Below are 18,022 nucleotides of genomic sequence, written 5' to 3' on the forward strand. Positions count from 1 at the left end.
GAGCCCGACGGGATCACCCGCTCCCCGAGGCGGGCACGCCGGTGAGCCCTGCCGGAGGAAGCCCTCCCGACAAGGTGGAGAGCGCCGTCGCAGGCAGGAGGAGTAGAACATCTCCGTCGATGGCCGTGCCGTGCGGGGTGTTCGCCTCCCGCTCGATCATGATTTCGACGAGGACCGGACGGCTGGTCGACTGCGCCTGCTTCCGGGCCCATTCGAGGGCCTCACGGATGTCCGCGGGGTCGACGACCCGGCGGCCGGAGCAGCCGTACGCCTCCATGATCTTGATGTTGTCGGTGCCGTACCCGTCGTAGTGGATGTCGACCTGGTAGTTCATGTCGTAGGGGATCGAGGCCTGGCGGATGAGGCCCAGATACTCATTGTTGATCATGATCAGGACGAACGGCACGTTGTACTGTGCGCCGACGGCGAGCTCCTCCACCATGTACTGAAAACCGTAGTCGCCGACGACGCCCACGACCTCGGCGCCGGGCTCGGTGTCCTTGAGCGCCTTCTTGACGCCGATCGCGGCCGGGATCTCCCAGCCCAGCGGGCCGGCCTGGCCGCAGATCTGGTAGTGCCGCGGCCTGTGGGTCTTCTGGTGCTGGCCGCCCCAGATCTGGTAGAGGCCGATCGCGGTGACGAAGTAGGTTTCCTCGTTGAAGACCTCGTTGATCTCCTTGTAGACGCGAGGGGCCTTGATCGGGATCGTGTCGAAGTCCTCACGGCGCCCCAGGCCCGCCTTGAGCTCCCGGACCCTGGCGGCCCAGGCGCCCGCTGCGCGGCCCGCCCCACGCTTCCTGGCGGCCTGGATCATGGCCTGCAGGAACAGCTTGGCGTCGGAGACGACGCCAAGGCCCGGCTCGAAGACCCTGCCGAGCTGGGTCGGCTCGATGTCGACGTGGATGAACGTGCGTTCACCGCGGTAGACGTCGATCCGGCCGGTGTGCCGATCGCCGAAGCGGGCGCCGACGGCCAGCACCAGATCCGACTCCAGGAAGGACGCGTTGCCGTAGCGCTGCGAGGTCTGCACGCCGGTGATGCCGGAGAACAGCTCGTGGTTCTCGTCGATCGCGCCCTTGCCCATGAGGGTGACCTGAACCGGGACGTTCAGGTATTCGGCCGAGTTCGCGCAGCACGTCGGCGGCCTCGGCGATGATCACGCCGCCGCCGGCGAGGATCAGCGGCCTGTCGGCGGCGAGCAGCAGGTCCAGTGCCTTCTCGACGCGTGGCGGGTGCGGCTCGACGGCCGCGATCGGCAGCGGGGCGTCGAGCGCGGGATCGTACTCGATGAGCTCCCTCGCCACGTCAATCGGGATGTCGATCAGGACCGGGCCCGGACGGCCCGACCGCGCGACGCGGAAAGCCTCGCGGAAGATCCACGGGGCCGTCGCGGCCTCCTTGATCTGCACCGCCCATTTGGTGACGGGCTTGGCGACCTCGACGATGTGTCGAGGATGCGGCCGGCGGCCAGCCCGCCGGCGAGCACCTCCAGTCCTGCGGCGGCGTTCACGCCCGCGGCCTCCATCAGCACGATGGCCTCGGCGACGAGAGCGTAGGTGCCGCCTACGACGAGCTGGTTGGCGGCCTTGACGTACTGCCTCGCTCCGGCGGGACCGACCAGCCTGTAGGTCTTGCCGACCGTCTCGAAGATCGGAACGGCGGCGTCGAAGTCCTCCTGCGATCCGCCGACCATGATGGACAGGACCGCGTCGACCGCGCCCTTCTCTCCACCGGAGACCGGGGCGTCCAGCACGCGCAGGCCCCTGGCCGCGCCCTCGTGGGCGACCTTCCGCGAGGTCTGCGGGGTGATCGAGGAGAAGTCGATCAAGAGCGTGCCCGGCTCGGCGTTGTCGAGCACGCCGTTCTCGCCGAACACGACGGCCTCGACCTGCGGGTCGGCCGGGAGCATCGTGGCGATGACCTCGGCGTCCCCGACGGCCTCGGCGACGCTGCCGGCGGCGGCCCGAAGCCTGGCGAGGGAGTCCTCGCTGAGATCGAAGCCGGTGACGTCGTGCCCCGCCCTGACAAGGTGCCCGGCCATGGGTGACCCCATGACGCCGAGCCCGATGAAGCCGATCTTGCTCATGTGCTCTCCTCGCCCAGCGGTTGGTGAGGGCGTTCGCGTCGTCGCCGTGCCCGTCGGCCCGCTCAGTCACGGGCGAACTCCCTGCTCCAGCCGAAGTCCGGCTCGGCGTCCTTGTACTCCAGGCCGACCCGGCCCTCGTAGCCGTGCCGCTCCAGGACGGACAGGAGCGTGCCGAAGTCGAGGTCGCCCGTGCCGGGGCGGCCGCGGCCGGGGACGTCGGCGATCTGTACGTGGCCGATCCGGGCCGCGTGCTCGGCGATCACAGCCTCCAGGTCCTCGCCCATCCGGGCCAGGACGTCGACGTTGTCGTGCAAGCGCGCGCTGTCGGCGGGACGGGAGATGCGGCCGCGGCCTCCGGCTGCGATGTCGTCGGCGAAGTTGAGGCCGACGAGCTGGACGCCCGCGTCCTGGACCGCGGCGACGAAGGCGTCCACGTCCCTGTCCGCCGGCACGGCCTCCGCGAACGGCCACCAGCTCGATCACGCCCAGCTCCAGCTCGGGAGGTTCGGCGGGCATCAGCCGGTCCCGCAGGACGTCCATCGGGACGTCGTAGAGTTCGCCCTCGATGGCGGCGCCGCCGTGCGAGACCGGCGCCAGGCCGGGGCAGCGGTCGGCCACCGAGTGGAAACGGTACTTGGGCGCGGTGACGGTCTCGGCCACCAGCGGGGCGTCGTCGAGCAGATGGTGCAGCGGGCCGCCCCGCATGGCGCCGCCGTTGAGGAATATCAGGGCCATGGCAGGCTCCTCCCAAGGTCAGAGTGCGTACGGCGCGAGCCCACGGCGCCCACGTAGGCCACCGGGAGCCGGAGCGCGACCTCCAGCGGCGGCACGTCGAACTTCGCGTCGTGGGTGAGCACGCAGACCACGGTCCGGCGGTCCGCCCGGGTCCGGGCGAGATAGCGGTGCGGCCGGTCGACCACGGCCTCGTGGGCGTCGGGGAAGCGGCGCGAGGTGACGAAGACGGGCCGGGCGTCGCAGACGGTGACGTGGTGGCCGAGGAAGCGGCCGATCCGGGTCAGCGCCGCGGCGAAGTCGATGGCCCCGAAGACGAGCAGGCGGGGCGGGGGGCGGGCCTCGACGAAGACGACGGCCTCCTCCTCGCCGCAGCCGAGCAGGTCGTCGGCGAGTTCACGCATCGGGGAAGACTCCATTCTCTGACGGGGGCGGGCCGCCCGCCGTACGGCGGCGGGACGCGGCCCGGGCGGACGGCGTCAGCTGAAGAGCTGCTCGATCACGCCGATGCCGAAGTAGCCGACGAACACCAGGCTGATCACCCAGAGCAGCCAGTGGATCTGGTCGAACCGGCCGCGGGCGGTCTTGATCAGGACGTAGGCGATGACGACGGCGCCGATGCCGTCGATGGTGAGGATCCTGCCGAGGTTGTGGATCCTGCCGTCCTTGGCGAGACCGGCCTCCTCGCCGACGCCGAGGATGGTCCCCATCGCGTCGAAGCAGCCGGAGAGCACCGGGGTGAACAGTACGACCGTCGCGGTGAGCACTCCGGCCGCGCCGAAGCCGCCGAACAGGTCCACCTGGAACAGCAGGCTGAAGTCGGGCGCCGCCATGATCTGGTCGGGCATCTTCGGGACGATCAGATCCCACGCCCTGGGGTCGATCACCGCGACCGCGTTGATCACGATGGCGAGCACGGTGGTCACGACGATGCTGAGCAGAATCGCGCCGGGGATCCCCCGCGAGAAGAGCGCGAACATCAGCAGCAGGCCGGCGCAGAACACCGCGACGGGCCAGCCGCCGAGGTGGCCCGTCGCGCCCATGGACAGCGGCGTCGCCCCGTCCGGGCTGACGAACCCGGCCTTCACCAGGCCGATCAGCGCGAGGAACATGCCGATGCCGACGCCGATGGCGTGCTTGAGCGGGGTGGGGATGGCGTCCATGATGAGCTGCCGGACGCCGGTGAGCGCGAAGATCACGATCACCACGCCCTCCAGCACGACCAGGCCCATGGCCTGGTCCCACCTCATGTGCGGGGCGGCCTGGAAGGCCACCACGGGCGCCACGGCGGCCGGTGAGGTCGAAGAAGCGGTCGATCCAGGTCCGGGAGGCCTCGGGGGTCTCGCCGGAGGGCCTGGTCTGCAGCTGGGACATGGTCGGGCCCTCCCAAGGGCGTAGTCGACCCGGGGAGGGGCCCCGATGGCCGAATCCGGGTCTTCCGCGGTTCGAGGGGGGTGCGGTCGCGGGGGGGCGTCGCAGCCGCCCGCGTGGGGTCACAGACGCACGGCAGTCCGCCTGAACACGGAAAGACCATGCATTCTCAGGTGGGGGTCATCCCTGGTGGTCAACGGCCTGCGGTGATGTGCTCCGGACGGACCGGCACTCGGGTCAGTGCCAGGCCCGTGGCGTCGCGGATGGCCGCGACGATCGCGGGGGTCGAGGAGAGCGTGGGTGGCTCTCCGGCTCCGCGCAGCCCGTATGGGGCGCGCGGGTCGGCGTTCTCGAGGATTTCCAGGCGCATCGGCGGCATGTCGAGGATGGTGGGGATCAGGTAGTCGGTGAATGACGGGTTGCGCACTTTTCCGCCGGAGACCACGATCTCCTCCATCATCGCGAGGCCGAGGCTCTGCGCGCTGCCGCCGTGGATCTGACCTTCCAGCGAGAGACGGTTGAGGATCTTCCCGACGTCCTGAACGGCGGCGAGCTCCACGACCTTCACCAGGCCCAGCTCGACGTCGACGTCCACCACGGCCCGGTGGACGCACATCGCGAGCTGGGTGTGCGAGCCGCCCTCTCCGGTCACGGCGTCCATGCCCGTGGTCGGCCGATGGCGGTACTCGCGGGTCTCCTCGACGACGACGTCGCCGAGGACGTTCTCGATGGTCGCGAGCACGCCCTCGCCGTCGGAGACGACCTCGCCGCCGACGAGCGACAGGCCGTCGCGGGGACGGCCGGACCGGGCGGCGGCCAGGGTGAGCACACCCTCGCGTACGGCCCGGCAGGCCGTCATCACCGCGCCGCCGGTCATGTAGGACTGGCGTGAGGCGGAGCTCGAGCCGGCGTCGCCGACCTGGTTGTCGGCCGGTTGGATGACGACCCGCTCGACGCCCAGCTCGGTACGGGCGATCTGGGCCTGCAACGTCACCAGCCTCTGGCCGACCTCGGCGGCGGTGTGCACCGACGCGGTGGCCCGGCCGCCGACGACCTCCAGGCGGACCCGGGCGGTGGAGTAGTCGTCATAGCCTTCGGAGAAGCAGATGTTCTTCAGCCCCACCCCGTATCCGACGCCGCGCCGTACGCCCTCGCCATGGGTGGTCTGCGAGGCGCCGCCGGGCAGGTCGCGGATGTCGCCGGCGTCCAGCGGGGCGGGCATCGGCAGCTCACGGCCCTGCTGGAGCATCTCGGCCATCGGCAGCGGAGCCCGGATCACCTGGCCGGTGGCCAGCCGGCTCCCCTCCGAGGCGGCGTTGAGCTGCCGGACCGTGACCGGGTCGAGCCCGCAGGCGTCGGCCAGCTTGTCCATCATCGACTCGTAGGCGAAGCACGCTTGGACCGTGCCGAAGCCGCGCATCGCTCCGCAGGGCGGATTGTTGGTGTAGACGCCGTAGGCGTCGATCCTGATGTTCGGGATGACGTACGGTCCCACACCGAGCGAGGCCGCGTTGCCGACCACGTTCATCGTCGCGAAGCTGCTCTACGCCGCCGTCGAGGAGGATCTCCACATCGGCGTAGAGCAGCTTCCCGTCGCGGGTGGCGCCGTACTCGTAGCGCATCTCGGCCGGGTGGCGGTGCACGTGGCCGAAGAACGACTCGTACCGGTTGTAGACGATCTTGATGGGCCTGCCGGTGCGCAGGGCGAGCATCGCGGCGTGGATCTGCATCGACAGGTCTTCACCTCCGCCGAAGGCGCCGCCGACGCCTGACAGCGTCATGCGGACCTTCCCCTCGGGCAGGCCGAGACAGGGGGCGATCTGCTTGAGGTCGTTGTGCATCCACTGGGTGGCGACGTAGAGATCCACGCCGCCGTCTTCGGCCGGGACGGCGAGGCCGGACTCCGGGCCGAGGAAAGCCTGGCCATGGATGCCGACCCGGTATTCGCCGCGGACCACCACCTCGGCCCGCGTCTTGGCCGCCGCCACGTCACCGGCCCGGACGGGCTGGTGACGGGCGAGGTTGCCACGCGGCTGGACCTGCGGATACGCCGGGTCGAAGGCAGCGCGGCGAGCGTCGGTGAGCGGCTCCAGGACCTCGTACTCGATCCGGATCCTCTCCAGCGCCCGGCGGGCCGTCTCCGGGTGGCGGGTCCGGTTGCTGGACCCGCTGCGCGACTACGACCAGGTGCACCGGGCCGACCTGGTCCGCACGCTGGAGGCGTTCCTGCTGGTGTCGGGGTCGTGGACGAAGTGCGCGGAGATTCTGCACGTCCACGTCAACACGCTGCGTTACCGGATCCAGCGGATCCAGGACCTGACCGGCCGCAACCTGTCCCGCCTGGAGGATCGGGTGGACTCCTTCCTGGCGCTGCGACTGGGGTGAGACGCTCGCACGGGCCTGGGGCCTGCCTGGCGATTCGGCCCGGCGGAGCCGGAGCGTCACGGACCCGGTGACGGTGCCCGCGAGAGGGCCGGCCAGGGCGCATCGGCGCTGGAGGTACCGCTGGAGTGTGGAATCGTCCGTCAGCGGGCGCCGGGGGCGGTTGGACTCCCCCGCCGCGTCTTCAGGAACACTCCGCAGCGGAGTGGCTGACCAGATCGTTCCGCAGGCTGACCGGTTCACACCTTCAGCCCCCGCCTCCGCCGCTCCACTCTTGAGGGGTGAACAACGCACTCGTCGTCATCGACGTCCAGGAGTCCTTTCGGCAGTTGCCGGACTGGGAGTTCGTATCGCAGCCGGACATCGTCGGTCAGGTCAACCGTCTGGTCACCGCGGCCCGCGCCCAGGGCCACCTGGTGGTGTGGGTGCTCGGCTCACGGCCGGGATCCGGCACCGTGTTCGATCCGGCACGGGGACACGTCCGCCTGATGGACGGACTCGAGCCTCACCTGGGCGAGCCGCTCATCACCAAGACCGCGCACAACGCCTTCACCACCACGAGCCTGCACCAGATCCTGACCAGCCGCGGGATCCGGCGGTTGACAGTGTGCGGCATCCGTACCGAGCAGTGCTGCGAAACCACCACCCGGGTCGCCTCCGACCTCGGCTTCGACGTCGTCTTCGCCACCGACGCCACCGCGACCACCCCCATCCCGCACCGCGACGCGCCGCAGGATCTGCCGTTCTCGCGGCTGGTGAGCGACCCGCGGACGCTGGGCGTCGCCGATGTCATCGCGCGCACCGAATACGCGCTCGCGGGCCGGTTCGCCGCCATCCGCACCGTGGACGAACTGGCCGGGGCATAGGCTCGGTGACTATGCCCCGGGTCGTCTTCCTGCTCATCCCGCGAGTGCACCTACTCGACGTGGCCGGGCCGGCCCAGGTCTTCTCCACGGCGGCCGACCTCGGCTACGAGCACTCCCTGTCGTATGTGGCCGAGGACACGCACGTCGCCACCGTGCAAGGACTTCCCCTGCACGCCGAGCGTGCATGGCCCCGCCTGGAACCAGACGATCTCGTCATCGTGCCGGGCTGGCGCGGCCCGGCGCGCATGGCCACGGCTGACACCTTGCACCGGCTACGCGAGCACCACGCGGCCGGCGGCACCGTGGCGGGCATCTGCGCGGGCGCCGACGCGCTCGGCCGAGCCGGCCTGCTCGACGGCCGCCGCTGCACCACCCACCACACGACCCAGGACCAGCTCGCCCGTCTCTATCCGAAAGCCGAGGTCGTGCGCGACGCGCTCTACGTCGAGGACCAGCGGGTGGTGACCTCGGCGGGCGTGGCCAGCGGCGTCGACGTGGCGCTCCACCTGCTGAGCACCAGGCGCGGGCCGTACGCCGCCAGCCAGGTGGCCCGCGCCATGGTGGTGTACGCCCCCCGGCAAGGAGCCTCGCCACAGATCAGCGCGATGCTCCGGCACCGCAGTCACAACGACGAGACCGTGCACCACATCCAGGACCTGATCGACGCGCGTTTCACCCAACGGCTCACGCTCTCGATGCTTGCCGACGCCAGTGGATGCAGCGAACGGACCGTCACCCGGCTCTTCCGGCACGCGACCGGCCTCACGCCTCTGGCCTACCAGACCGCATTGCGGCTGGAACGGGCCGAACACCTCCTCGGGCAAGGCGCGACGGCTGAGACGGCCGCCCGTGAGGCCGGCTTCGGCGACCCACGGATGCTGCGTCGCCTGCGCGCCCGGACATAGGCCGGCAGAGGTTCCGCACCCACGCCCAGCAGCCTCCTTCCCGGAAACAGCTCGCACGCCTCGGCCGGACCCGCGCTGCCGTCGTCATGCGGCGAGAGATCCATCCGTGCTCAGGACGGGCGAGGGGCGCGGCGGTCCTTGCGCCGGGCGAGCTCCTCTTCCTCCACCAGGGTGAGCATCGGCTTGCCGGGCTCACACAGCATGGTGACGATGAACCGCAGCGGGACGTCGTCGCGGTTGTTGCCGTCCTGGTAGTGGATGACGTCGCCGCCCGGCTCCCAGAACGCCTCCCCGGCGGGTACGACCCGCTCCGGCTCGCCTTCCACCTCCAGCAGCATCTCGCCTTCCAGCACGTAGCCGAACGCCGGCCCCGAGTGCCGGTGCGGCGGCGTGCCGGGGTCGCCGGGCGGGAACTCGATCACCACGGTCATGGCGTGCGCGCCCTGCGGGATGAACGGCGGCTCGGCCTCCTGCAGCATGGTCAGCGCCGTCTGCCACGCGGTCGATCTCGGCTTGGCCCCGGCGGGTCCCGGGTCGTTGTCGGACATCGGAGTCACCTTTCGTGCCTGTGGAGGCTTCGGGCCGGGTGTGCTACTTGCCGGCCGCGTTCCGGGCGGACCAGTCGCGGTAGCGGATCCGGCCGAGGGTGGCGCCGTCGTCCGGCACCAGCGACCGTTCGAGCAGCTCGGCCCCGAAGTAGTGCGCGTGCGGGTCGGTGACCACCTGGCGCGGATCGCCCCAGGAGGCCAGCACGTCGCGGAAGAACTCGTCCATCCGGGACCGCTCGGGCCCGGCCACCTCGACTCTGCCGTGCAACGGCGTCCCCACCGCGACCCTGCCGACCGCCTGCGCGACGTCGTCGCCCGCGATGGGCTGGAAGAGCACAGGCGCCATCCGCACCTTGTCGCCGTCCGTGGCCTCGTCGGCGATCCTCCGGACGAACTCGAAGAACTGGGTGGCGTGCACGAGCGAGAACGGGATCGACGACTTCTCGATCAGCTGCTCCTGGGCGGTCTTCGCCCGGAAGTAGGCGTTGCCGGGCGGCCGCTCGGTTCCCACGACCGACAGCGCGACGTGGTGGCTGACGCCCGCCGCGGCCTCCGCGGCGAGCAGGTTGCGGGTGGAGGTCTCGAAGAACTCCAGCACCGCCTTCTCCTCGAACGACGGCGAGTTCGACACGTCGATCACCACCTGCGCGCCTACCAGCACCTCGGCCAGCCCTTCGCCGGTGAGGGTGTTGACGCCGGTATTCGGCGACGCGGCCACCACCTCGTGACCGTGCTCGCCCAGCCCCGTCACGAGCTTCGACCCGATCAGGCCGGTTCCGCCTATCACCACGATCTTCATGACAAACCCTTTCTGTCCGCCGGGGCATCTACTGCCAACCGGTACCAGCTAAGACCGGGCAGCCTCCCCGCTTGTGACAGCCGCCGCGAGATTCTTTCCGGGCCGCGGACGATGCCATCGACAACGATCGAGATTTCCGCGGGGAGGAGCGGCACCCGGGCTGTCATCTGCCGCTGGGTTATCCTTGCTGCTCAAGTGAGCAGACGGCAGGTGGCAGTCCAGGGTGGGGCCGGAGAACGGGCCTGCCGACGGAGCGCGGGACACCGGCCCGGCAGGGGGCGATGGCGGTGGCGGGTGCCGGATCAGGCGGTCCGGAAGATCTCGAGCAGGCCGCGGCGGTGTTCGCCGGTGCGCGACCTCGCCTGTTCGGGATCGCCTACCGGATGCTGGGCAGCGCAGCCGAGGCCGAGGATCTGGTGCAGGAGGTCTGGCTGCGCTGGCAGGGCTACGACCGTGCCACGGTGGACAGCCCGACCGCGTTCCTGGCGACGGCGACCACGCGGCTGGCCATCAACGCCGCCCAGTCCGCGCGCGTCCGCCGCGAGACCTACATCGGCCCGTGGCTTCCCGAACCGGTCGACACCGGCGCGGATCCCTATCTCGGCGCCGAGCGGAGCGAGGCTCTGGAGTTCGCGGTGCTGCTGCTCCTGGAGCGGCTCTCGCCCACCGAACGGGCGGCGTACGTGCTGCGGGAGGCGTTCGACTACCCCTACCGACAGATCGCCGACATCATCCGGCTCAACGAGCCGGCCGTACGCCAGCTGGTCAGCAGGGCCCGCAAGCGCGTGCTCGTCGAGCGTCGCACGCCCGTGACCGGAGCCGAGCAGCGCAGACTGCTGACCGCCTTCGTCACCGCCGCCCGCTCCGGCGACCTGACCGCGCTGGAACAGCTCTTCGCCGCGGACGTGACCAGCTACTCAGACGGAGGAGGCAGCGTGCGCGCCTCTCGTTTCCCCGTGGTGGGCGCATCGCGGGTCGCGAAGTACGTCAAGGCGTTCGCGGGCCACTTCTGGACCGGGGTCGACGTGGCCTGGGCGGCCACGAACGGTCAGACCTCGGCCCTGCTCAGCCGCGACGGACAGGTCTTCACGGTCCTCACGGTCAACGCCTCGGCGCAGGGCATCGACCAGGTGTTGTGGATGATGAACCCGGCCAAGATCACCACGATGTCCGTCGAGACCGACCCACCGCGAGCCACGCAGGGCCCATGACCCTGCACCGACGTGCGGGGAGGAGACCGCGACCGCGCCGCCCGACGGCTCCGGGGCTGACTGTCCGGCCCGGTAGGTCTCGGTCCGCTTCAGGACTCGGCAGAGCCGGGGGACGGCGGGCGATGACGACGCGCTCCGGCGCGGACCCCGACGGCCGCGGTCCACATCGTGAGAGCGACCAGCAGGACGCAGACGGCTGCGATCGCCGCGACCACGGCGGCCACGCCGATCCGGGGCGTCGCGAGCGGCAGTGACAGGATGACGGTGACGCAGCCCAGGACCGCGGCGGGAGAGATGACGGGCTCCACGGCGGCAAGCGCGTGCACCGCCCACAGCAGAGCGAGATACAGACCGACCGGGACGGCGACGGCGTAGCCGAGTGTCAGCGGTGACGCCGCGACGGCGTGTCCACTCTGCTCCACCGCCACTTCGAGCCCGGCGCCGAGGGCCGCCAGCGCCGCGAAGATGCCGTAGTGGCCGTATCCCCACAGGTAGGACCGGTGACGGCGGTCACTGAGACCTTCCCCCGCCGGAACGAGGAAGTACAGCCACCAAAGCGCGAACAGCAGGACGAGGCCGCAGACGGCGATGACCACGGACGGGCCACTGATCTGGTCCGCTTCGAGCGCCCCTGCGACTCCCCTGCTCGCGGCCAGGACACTCTCACCGAGCAGAATGATCGTGAACAGGCCGTAGCGTTCGGCGATGTGGTGCGGGTGCCAGTTGGTGGCCCTGACCCGTTCCGCCCAGCGTGGCACCGCGAGCTCCAGGACGACCAGGCAGGCGAACAGCGGCAGCTGGGAGGACGGGGGCAGGACGCCCGCCTCCGCCAGGAAGAGGCGGAGCACCCAGCCCGTCTGCACGAGGGTGATGCCGGCGGCGTAGCGCAGCGCGGTGCGACGGCTTGCCGGGTCCTCAAGACCGGCCCGCAGCCATTGGGCGACGAGGCCGATCCTCATGACGAGGTAGCCCAGTGTGACGACACCGTAATCGGCGTGACCGGCCGCGGCCGGCACACCGGCGGCAAGGACCAGCACGCCGGCCATCTGCACCATGGTCAGCAGCCGGTAGACGACATCGTCGGTGTCGTAGGACGAGGCGAACCAGGTGAAGTTCATCCACGCCCACCAGATCGCGAAGAACACCTGCAGGAACGGGACCAGTCCGGCGAGCCCATGACCGTCGGCGATGCCGTGCGCGAGCTGGGCGGTGACGGCCGCGACCGCGACCACGAAGGTGAGGTCGAACAGGAGCTCCAGCTGGCTCGACACGCGGTGCGGCTCGTCGATGGGCCGAGCGCGCATCCGGACGCGGATTCGGATGGTGGTGTCAGCTGGTGGCAAGGTCTCGCTCCTGTCGCTCCGTAGGTCCGTCCTGCCGGAAAGACAGGGCAGCCCCCCTATTTGTGACAACGCGGCACCGGGTACGCAACACAGGCGCTTCTCGTAGGGCCGTCGCCGGCCGCACACAGGCGCTTCTCGTAGGGCCGTCGCCGGCCGCCAGGCTGTCCTGTCCTAACCGGTAGCCGAATGGCAGCGGATGCCCCGCCGACAAGATTCGTCCCGGAGGTCGTGATAATCGGCGGACTTGCCTGATCGATCGAAACGATCGACGCAGCTCGGCGAGTGGCGACCCGGTGGCGGCGGCCAGTGCGAGGCCGCCGGCGTAACCGGTGAACGTGTGCGTGATCGCGGGCAGCCGGGTCGAGTCGGTCGTCCACGCGCCGGCCGAGATGAGCGCCGTCGGGAGCCTGCCGGCGACGGCCAGGGCGAGGAAGAAGGTGACGCGGCGGAGCAAGGCCATCTGCTGCTCGGGGGCGTCGAGGATCCGGCGCCTGGCGGCCCGGATGCCGGGTATCACGAGCAGGACCATCCCCGGCGCTTTGCCCGGCCATATCACCAGGTGGGAGGGCACCTGACCGGCGAAGTCCTCCTTCATGAGCGAGGGCAGCGTCTCTGGGTGGCCGCCTGCCGCCGCGACGTGCGCCCGAACGGTCTGCCATGTCAGGATGGCGGTCGCGGGCACAAGGGAGATCGCTGCGGTCCAGAGCAGGACCGAGTCACGGGCGCCGTACATGGCGGTGCGCAGGGTGAGCTTGTCCTGGTCGGTGAGAGTGACGGACACGGTGGTGTGCTCCCTTGAATCTGAGCGAACATGCCGGAATGCGGTCCTGCCGGCGCCCGGGGTATCTCGATTGCTTGGGTGGGGTCGCTCGGGAGGTCGCACCCTCGGGCGACCCCGGCCCTTGGGTAAACAGGGCCAAGGCCTCACCCCGCGTGGAAACGTCGACCGGTCCGCCCCGCCATGGGTTTGACCGTTGGGTGTCGCGGGGTGAGGACTGACCTACCGGGCCCAGGCTCGATGTCAGTCGTCGATCGCCTGGTAGAGCGTGGTCCAGAAGTCGTGGATGACCTGCACCGAATCCGGGGTGGACATCCCCACCTGGGTGAGCAGGAATCCGGTGAGCTGCTTGTCCAGGTCGGCGTAGGTCGAGGTGCCGGCTCCGCCGTCCCAGCCGAACTGGCCGATGGATGCGTAGTCGCCGCAGTAGGTACGTACCGCCGTCCCGAAGCCCCAGCAATTGCGGTCATGATCGGAGAGCCCGCCGCTGCCAGATCGATGCCGAGCCCGAACGTGGAGGTCAGCAGGTCGCATCGTCCCCATCGCTTCGACGTGCGTCTGTCCGGCACGGCTGACCAGGGCGACAAGTCCGGGAATCTTCTTGGACTCGACATGCCGTGCCAGGACCTCGCGCAATCTGCGCAGCAAGGCGTACGGGGCGAAGGTGCTCGGCCCGTCGGCGGGCCGGCCGGACAGGATCGCCAGGACGATGCCCTCCAGCGTTCCCTTGAGCATCTCCGTCACCTGCTTGCCCATGGAACACCTCCTTCAGCTACTCAGTGATGCCAACTACTGGTATAAAGTATCACTGACTACCGGTACATAGCAGCGCCGAATAGCCGAAGTTCAAGCTGGGACCACAAGCGTGTGGGTGGGGGCGACCTGATCGCTGCTCGTGAGCGAGCCCGCCGCCCCCCACAGGAGACGACGGGCCACGTCAGCCCGCCGAAGATGTCGACCGCCGGTTTCCCCGGCCGCGGACGCGGCGGAGCACCGGCGACCACCTGCGCCTTCCGCTTGGGCTCCGGTTGGGACTCCGGGATTTTCCGCGGAGGTGATGAGACTTCAGAGACCCTGAATGTCTTATTGTCCTCCTCGATCGGCTGACACCGCTGATGAAGACAAGGATGCATGGGTTGAGCCTGTCCGCCGTGCGAGACCTCCGGGAGGCGCGCGCCCCGGTCGGCCTGGAAGAGCTGGTCGAGTTAAAGAGCGACGCGCTGCCGACCCGCTCACCGTCAAGAGCCAGGCGGCGCCATCAAAGCCCGTACTACGCGCCGTTCGCCGACTACGTCCACGCCGAACACGTCTTGACCGCCCAGGCGCTACCCCACCTGATCGCTCCCGACCCGCCCGATCTGCCGGCCGACGGCAATCTCGTCATGACCTCGATCCGCACTGAACGCCGACGACAACCCCGAACGTCCGACGAGACCGTTGAAGTGCGCGCTCGCACCGGTAACGGCGACCTCGCGATCCGTCGTCCCTGACCACTCAGACGAACCCCCGCTCAGAGGTGCTTGATGACCTTCATCGCCGTGCAGAGCACGGACCTGCCCCCCGGTCAGCGATTCGACTGGTGGTGCGACCTGATCAGCCATGACGTGGCCCCCACTCGGATCACCAGCGATCACACCGACGACTTCAGGGCCACCGCCGGGGCCTTGGACCTGAGCGACCTACGGATCACCACCATGTCTTTTCCCGCGCTGAGATCGGAGCGCACCCCGGCGCTGATCCGCCGCTCCGACCCGGAGATGTACGAACTCGCCCTCATCACGGGAGGCGGGATGTGGATCTCCCAGGCGGGCAAGGACACCAGAATGCATGCCGGGGATCTGGTCATGTGGGAGACCTCTCACCCGTATGACGGGGGTGCCTTCGAGGGAACCTCGCGGGCGACGATCCTGCACCTGCCGAGAGCCCATCTGTCTCTGCCCGGGAAGAAGGTCGACGAACTCCTCGCCCGGCGTATGCCCGCACGTGCAGGTATGGCGGCGATCCTCGCCCACTACCTCAGGAGCCTGGTCCGCCAGGCTTCCTCAATGGCGCTTGTGGACGTGAGGCGGCTGGGGACGCTCACCCTGGATCTGGCCATGGCCTTCATCGCGCATCGCCTGAACGCGCAGGACCGCCTCCCGCCCGAGACCCAGCAGCAGGCGTTGAGAGTACGCATCCGGGCCTTCGTCGAACACAACCTCGCCGACCCGCACCTGTCTCCCACGGCCATAGCCGCCCACCACCACATCTCCGTGCGTTACCTGCACCTGCTCTTCCAGCAGCCGGAGACCACCCTGATGGCGTGGATTCGGCAACGCAGGCTGGAGAACTGCCGCGCGGACCTCGCCGACCCCCGTCTGCGAGCGCACTCCATAAAGGACATCGCTGCCCGATGGGGGTTCACGCACGCCACGGACTTCAGCCGCTCCTTTCGCCGGGCGTACGGGATGCCCCCCAGGGACTACCGCCATTCCGTGCCGGACTCCCCGTGATCCCCGCTGGGCCTCCACCGTGCCCGGGAGCGCTCAGCCGGTGTGCGCGCAGTGTCACGAAAGACTGCAGTCACCGCTAACGACCGCGAGGCGCCGCCGTAGCAAGCTGGTGTGCGTCTCCCTTTGGAATCAACCGGAGAAGCCTCTCCATTCAAACAAGAAAGGAATCCCCCGTGGCGATTCTGCGAAAGACTCTGGCCGCTTCGGCTGCCGCCCTGTCCATGGCTACCGCGATTGTGGCTCTGGGGGCGACATCTGCGCTGGCAGACCCCCAGCCGCCGTGCTTCAACGACCATTCGATGCGGAAGATCGTTTCCTACACCACCATCGGCCGCTATGGATCCGTCAAAATCCTCAACTGTGGCCCCAGCAGGAATTTGAAGGTCGCCATCTCCTGGGCTCCTGATACGGCCTGCCATTACGCCGAAGGTGGAACGTACACGAACTACAACTACTACGCCGGTACCGGCGGCAAGCCTACGGGCATCAAGAACTGCTGACCGGAACGGGCTTTTCCTGCAGGGATTGGGGGGAGATTAAATACTCCTCCCAATCCCTGGCCGGCATCCGGCGGGTACCCTCATGCACGCCCATCGGCCGGTACAGAGCGTCATGGATTGGCCTGACCGTGAACCGGTAAACCCTGAACTGCCGTCGTGGAGGCCGCGTCTCCGTGCGTTGTCGATCGTGAACGTCGCGCTGCCCGCCATGGAATCCGACCTCCGCCTGAAAGGTGTCTGAAAAGCTATCTCGAGACAGCCGCCGACAGCGGCCCGGCCAGGCATATGTCCGCTCCACGACGCAGCGACGCGGGATCACTCCGATGCGGGGCACCTCACGCGGCGGTGCGTCGTGCTTGGCCCGGGCCGAGCGCAACACGCACGTCACGGAGACATCGGCGTCAACCACATCAAAATTATTAAAAGACAGATGTTCGGACGCGCCGGCCTTCCGCTCCTCCGGAAACGAGTCCTGCTCGCCACCCAGAGCAGGTGAACTCGGAGCCGTATCCGTCACGAAATGTGGGCCAGATCCGAGTTCTGGACCCACCTACGGACCGATTTGGCCCCACTTCTCGATCTTCGAGGGATCTTGGGCACCAACGGGTTCTGGCCCCACCTCCTCGCCGAGGACGGCCCTCCCCCCCGCCGCCCGTCGACGTCGTACGCCGTGGACACCTGGCCTCGGGTTCAGCGGAACGACTCGGCGTTCTCGCGCGCCCACTCGGCGAAGGACCGAGCCGGACGCCCGGTGACCTCCTCGACGGTCGGCACCACGGTGTAGCCGACCTCCGGGGTGTTGCCGAGCGCGTCGATCAGGAACTCGATCGTCTCCTGACCCATGCCGAACCCGGCCCACATCTCACGGGCCTGCGCCTCGGTCAGCTCCTCGAAGGCGATCTCCTTGCCGATCGCCGCGCCGAGCTGCTCGATCTTCTCGGTGGTGCGTAGCGCCTCGGGGCCGGTCAGCGTGTAGGTGCGCCCATCGTGTCCACCCTCGACGAGCACCTTGGCGGCCACGGCCGCGATGTCGCGCTCGTGGACCATCGCGCTGAGCCGACCGCCGAACGGCTCGCGGACGGCGCCCTGGTAGCGCACGCCGTCGGCCCACCACCTGAGCGTGTTGGACATGAACTCCACCGGGTTGAGCAGCGTCCACTCCAGCTCGCTGGAGGCCAGCGCGGCCTCCAGCGGACCGTCCACCCGCCCGCCGAGCACGGTGACCCGCTTGACGCCCGCCACGGCGAGCAGCTCCACGATCTGCCCGCCGTGTTGCAGGGGCGCGTAGTCGTCACCGGCGAAGTTGATCAGGTGGACGCCGATGACGCCGTCGAACGCCCGGCCCAGGGTGCCGGGGTCGCCCAGGTCGCCGCCGACCACCTCGACCCCCGCGGGCAGGTCGGCCTTTGCCGGGTTCCGGGTGAGCGCACGCACCTGCTGACCGGCTTCCAGCAGCTCGGCGACGACGAGGCGGCCGACGGTCCCGGTGGCTCCGGTGACGAGGAAAGTCATGGTGATGCACTCCAGTTATGCGGAACGGGTTGGTTTTCGCTCTGCCCAAGACATTAGAGGTCCACTAGGACAGTTTCAGTCCTAGATGCTGCTCTGTGCGTCGTCTGATGCCACAGCAGCGGCCAGACGATGGTCACGGCCGATCGGGGACGGTCGCGCCGATCCCGCGCCGGTGCGGACAGGTACGGCCGGCGCGGGCGCTGTGGCCCCTGTCGGCGACCGCATGATCGGGACGGGGCCGCGGCCCGCGCCGTCCGACGTTCAGTGATCCACGGAACAGAGCCCGGTGGACCAGCCGGGTGAGCTCGCCGTACCGCGCCTGGTCCAGGGCGGGCAGGACCACCTGGCGCCGCGGCGGTCCTACCCGGCCCCGGGGGCGCGGATCCCCCGGGTGACCCGGTCTAGAAGTCCATGTCGCCGCCGCCGGGCATGGCGGGAGCGGCACCGGCCTTCTCGGGCTTCTCGGCGATGACGGCCTCGGTGGTCAGGAACAGCGC

At 69.5% G+C, this 18,022-nt stretch carries 14 protein-coding genes and 6 pseudogenes; 7 read left to right on the forward strand and 13 right to left on the reverse strand.

What is annotated here, in order from left to right:
- Positions 1-115: 115 nt before the first annotated feature.
- The 7 genes and pseudogenes from ACZ6R6_RS44595 to ACZ6R6_RS44625 all read right to left on the reverse strand — a co-directional run.
- Positions 116-1,445: pseudogene (locus tag ACZ6R6_RS44595) on the reverse strand (thiamine pyrophosphate-dependent enzyme); the annotation flags it as partial.
- 59 nt (positions 1,446-1,504) lie between these two features.
- Positions 1,505-2,086, reverse strand: a pseudogene (locus ACZ6R6_RS44600) (NAD(P)-dependent oxidoreductase); the annotation flags it as partial.
- Positions 2,087-2,148: 62 nt separating this feature from the next.
- Positions 2,149-2,538, reverse strand: a complete 390-nt coding sequence (locus ACZ6R6_RS44605; RefSeq protein WP_470103090.1) for a TIM barrel protein — start codon at positions 2,536-2,538, stop codon at positions 2,149-2,151.
- 28 nt (positions 2,539-2,566) lie between these two features.
- A pseudogene (locus ACZ6R6_RS44610) lies at positions 2,567-2,821 on the reverse strand (allophanate hydrolase-related protein); the annotation flags it as partial.
- A gap of 17 nt (positions 2,822-2,838) precedes the next feature.
- Positions 2,839-3,183 (reverse strand): annotated as a pseudogene (locus ACZ6R6_RS44615) (XdhC family protein); the annotation flags it as partial.
- Positions 3,184-3,297: 114 nt separating this feature from the next.
- On the reverse strand, positions 3,298-4,239 hold the full coding sequence (locus ACZ6R6_RS44620; RefSeq protein ID WP_470103117.1) for a solute carrier family 23 protein: 942 nt from the start codon (positions 4,237-4,239) through the stop codon (positions 3,298-3,300).
- Between the two features lie 143 nt (positions 4,240-4,382).
- Positions 4,383-6,336, reverse strand: a pseudogene (locus ACZ6R6_RS44625) (molybdopterin cofactor-binding domain-containing protein); the annotation flags it as partial.
- A 1-nt stretch (position 6,337) separates the two neighbouring features.
- Here ACZ6R6_RS44625 and ACZ6R6_RS44630 point away from each other — a divergent pair.
- From ACZ6R6_RS44630 to ACZ6R6_RS44640, 3 genes and pseudogenes are all read left to right on the forward strand, one after another.
- Positions 6,338-6,574, forward strand: a pseudogene (locus ACZ6R6_RS44630) (PucR family transcriptional regulator); the annotation flags it as partial.
- A 278-nt stretch (positions 6,575-6,852) separates the two neighbouring features.
- Positions 6,853-7,437 (forward strand): cysteine hydrolase family protein, encoded by a 585-nt coding sequence (locus ACZ6R6_RS44635; protein WP_470103092.1) that lies wholly within the window; start codon positions 6,853-6,855, stop codon positions 7,435-7,437.
- Between the two features lie 11 nt (positions 7,438-7,448).
- A complete protein-coding gene (locus ACZ6R6_RS44640) occupies positions 7,449-8,342 on the forward strand; it encodes a GlxA family transcriptional regulator (RefSeq protein WP_470103094.1) in 894 nt (297 codons plus the stop codon).
- A gap of 110 nt (positions 8,343-8,452) precedes the next feature.
- On the opposite strand, the gene ACZ6R6_RS44645 is transcribed toward ACZ6R6_RS44640, so the two are convergent.
- Positions 8,453-8,890 (reverse strand): cupin domain-containing protein, encoded by a 438-nt coding sequence (locus tag ACZ6R6_RS44645; protein ID WP_470103095.1) that lies wholly within the window; start codon positions 8,888-8,890, stop codon positions 8,453-8,455.
- A gap of 43 nt (positions 8,891-8,933) precedes the next feature.
- The gene (locus tag ACZ6R6_RS44650; protein ID WP_470103097.1) at positions 8,934-9,689 is read right to left on the reverse strand and encodes an SDR family oxidoreductase; all 756 of its coding nucleotides are present in this window, start codon (positions 9,687-9,689) and stop codon (positions 8,934-8,936) included.
- 281 nt (positions 9,690-9,970) lie between these two features.
- Here ACZ6R6_RS44650 and ACZ6R6_RS44655 point away from each other — a divergent pair, with 281 nt between their 5' ends.
- Entirely contained in the window at positions 9,971-10,900 is a 930-nt protein-coding gene (locus ACZ6R6_RS44655) for an RNA polymerase sigma-70 factor (RefSeq protein ID WP_470103099.1), read from the forward strand.
- An 89-nt stretch (positions 10,901-10,989) separates the two neighbouring features.
- Here the strand turns inward: ACZ6R6_RS44655 and ACZ6R6_RS44660 are convergent, their stop codons facing one another.
- The 3 genes from ACZ6R6_RS44660 to ACZ6R6_RS44670 all read right to left on the reverse strand — a co-directional run bounded on the left by ACZ6R6_RS44660 (position 10,990) and on the right by ACZ6R6_RS44670 (position 13,777).
- Positions 10,990-12,204, reverse strand: a complete 1,215-nt coding sequence (locus ACZ6R6_RS44660) for a low temperature requirement protein A (RefSeq protein ID WP_470103101.1) — start codon at positions 12,202-12,204, stop codon at positions 10,990-10,992.
- Positions 12,205-12,229: 25 nt separating this feature from the next.
- Positions 12,230-13,024 (reverse strand): hypothetical protein, encoded by a 795-nt coding sequence (locus ACZ6R6_RS44665; RefSeq protein WP_470103103.1) that lies wholly within the window; start codon positions 13,022-13,024, stop codon positions 12,230-12,232.
- Positions 13,025-13,264: 240 nt separating this feature from the next.
- Positions 13,265-13,777 (reverse strand): hypothetical protein, encoded by a 513-nt coding sequence (locus ACZ6R6_RS44670; protein WP_470103104.1) that lies wholly within the window; start codon positions 13,775-13,777, stop codon positions 13,265-13,267.
- Between the two features lie 380 nt (positions 13,778-14,157).
- On the opposite strand from ACZ6R6_RS44670, the gene ACZ6R6_RS44675 reads away from it, so the two are divergent.
- From ACZ6R6_RS44675 to ACZ6R6_RS44685, 3 genes are all read left to right on the forward strand, one after another.
- Positions 14,158-14,511 (forward strand): hypothetical protein, encoded by a 354-nt coding sequence (locus ACZ6R6_RS44675; protein ID WP_470103106.1) that lies wholly within the window; start codon positions 14,158-14,160, stop codon positions 14,509-14,511.
- A gap of 33 nt (positions 14,512-14,544) precedes the next feature.
- On the forward strand, positions 14,545-15,513 hold the full coding sequence (locus ACZ6R6_RS44680) for an AraC-like ligand-binding domain-containing protein (RefSeq protein ID WP_470103108.1): 969 nt from the start codon (positions 14,545-14,547) through the stop codon (positions 15,511-15,513).
- A 173-nt stretch (positions 15,514-15,686) separates the two neighbouring features.
- Entirely contained in the window at positions 15,687-16,013 is a 327-nt protein-coding gene (locus tag ACZ6R6_RS44685) for a hypothetical protein (protein WP_470103110.1), read from the forward strand.
- 690 nt (positions 16,014-16,703) lie between these two features.
- On the opposite strand, the gene ACZ6R6_RS44690 is transcribed toward ACZ6R6_RS44685, so the two are convergent.
- On the reverse strand, positions 16,704-17,525 hold the full coding sequence (locus ACZ6R6_RS44690; RefSeq protein ID WP_470103112.1) for an NAD(P)H-binding protein: 822 nt from the start codon (positions 17,523-17,525) through the stop codon (positions 16,704-16,706).
- Positions 17,526-18,022: the final 497 nt, after the last annotated feature.

The sequence above is a fragment of the Streptosporangium sp. NPDC048886 genome, assembly GCF_055586905.1.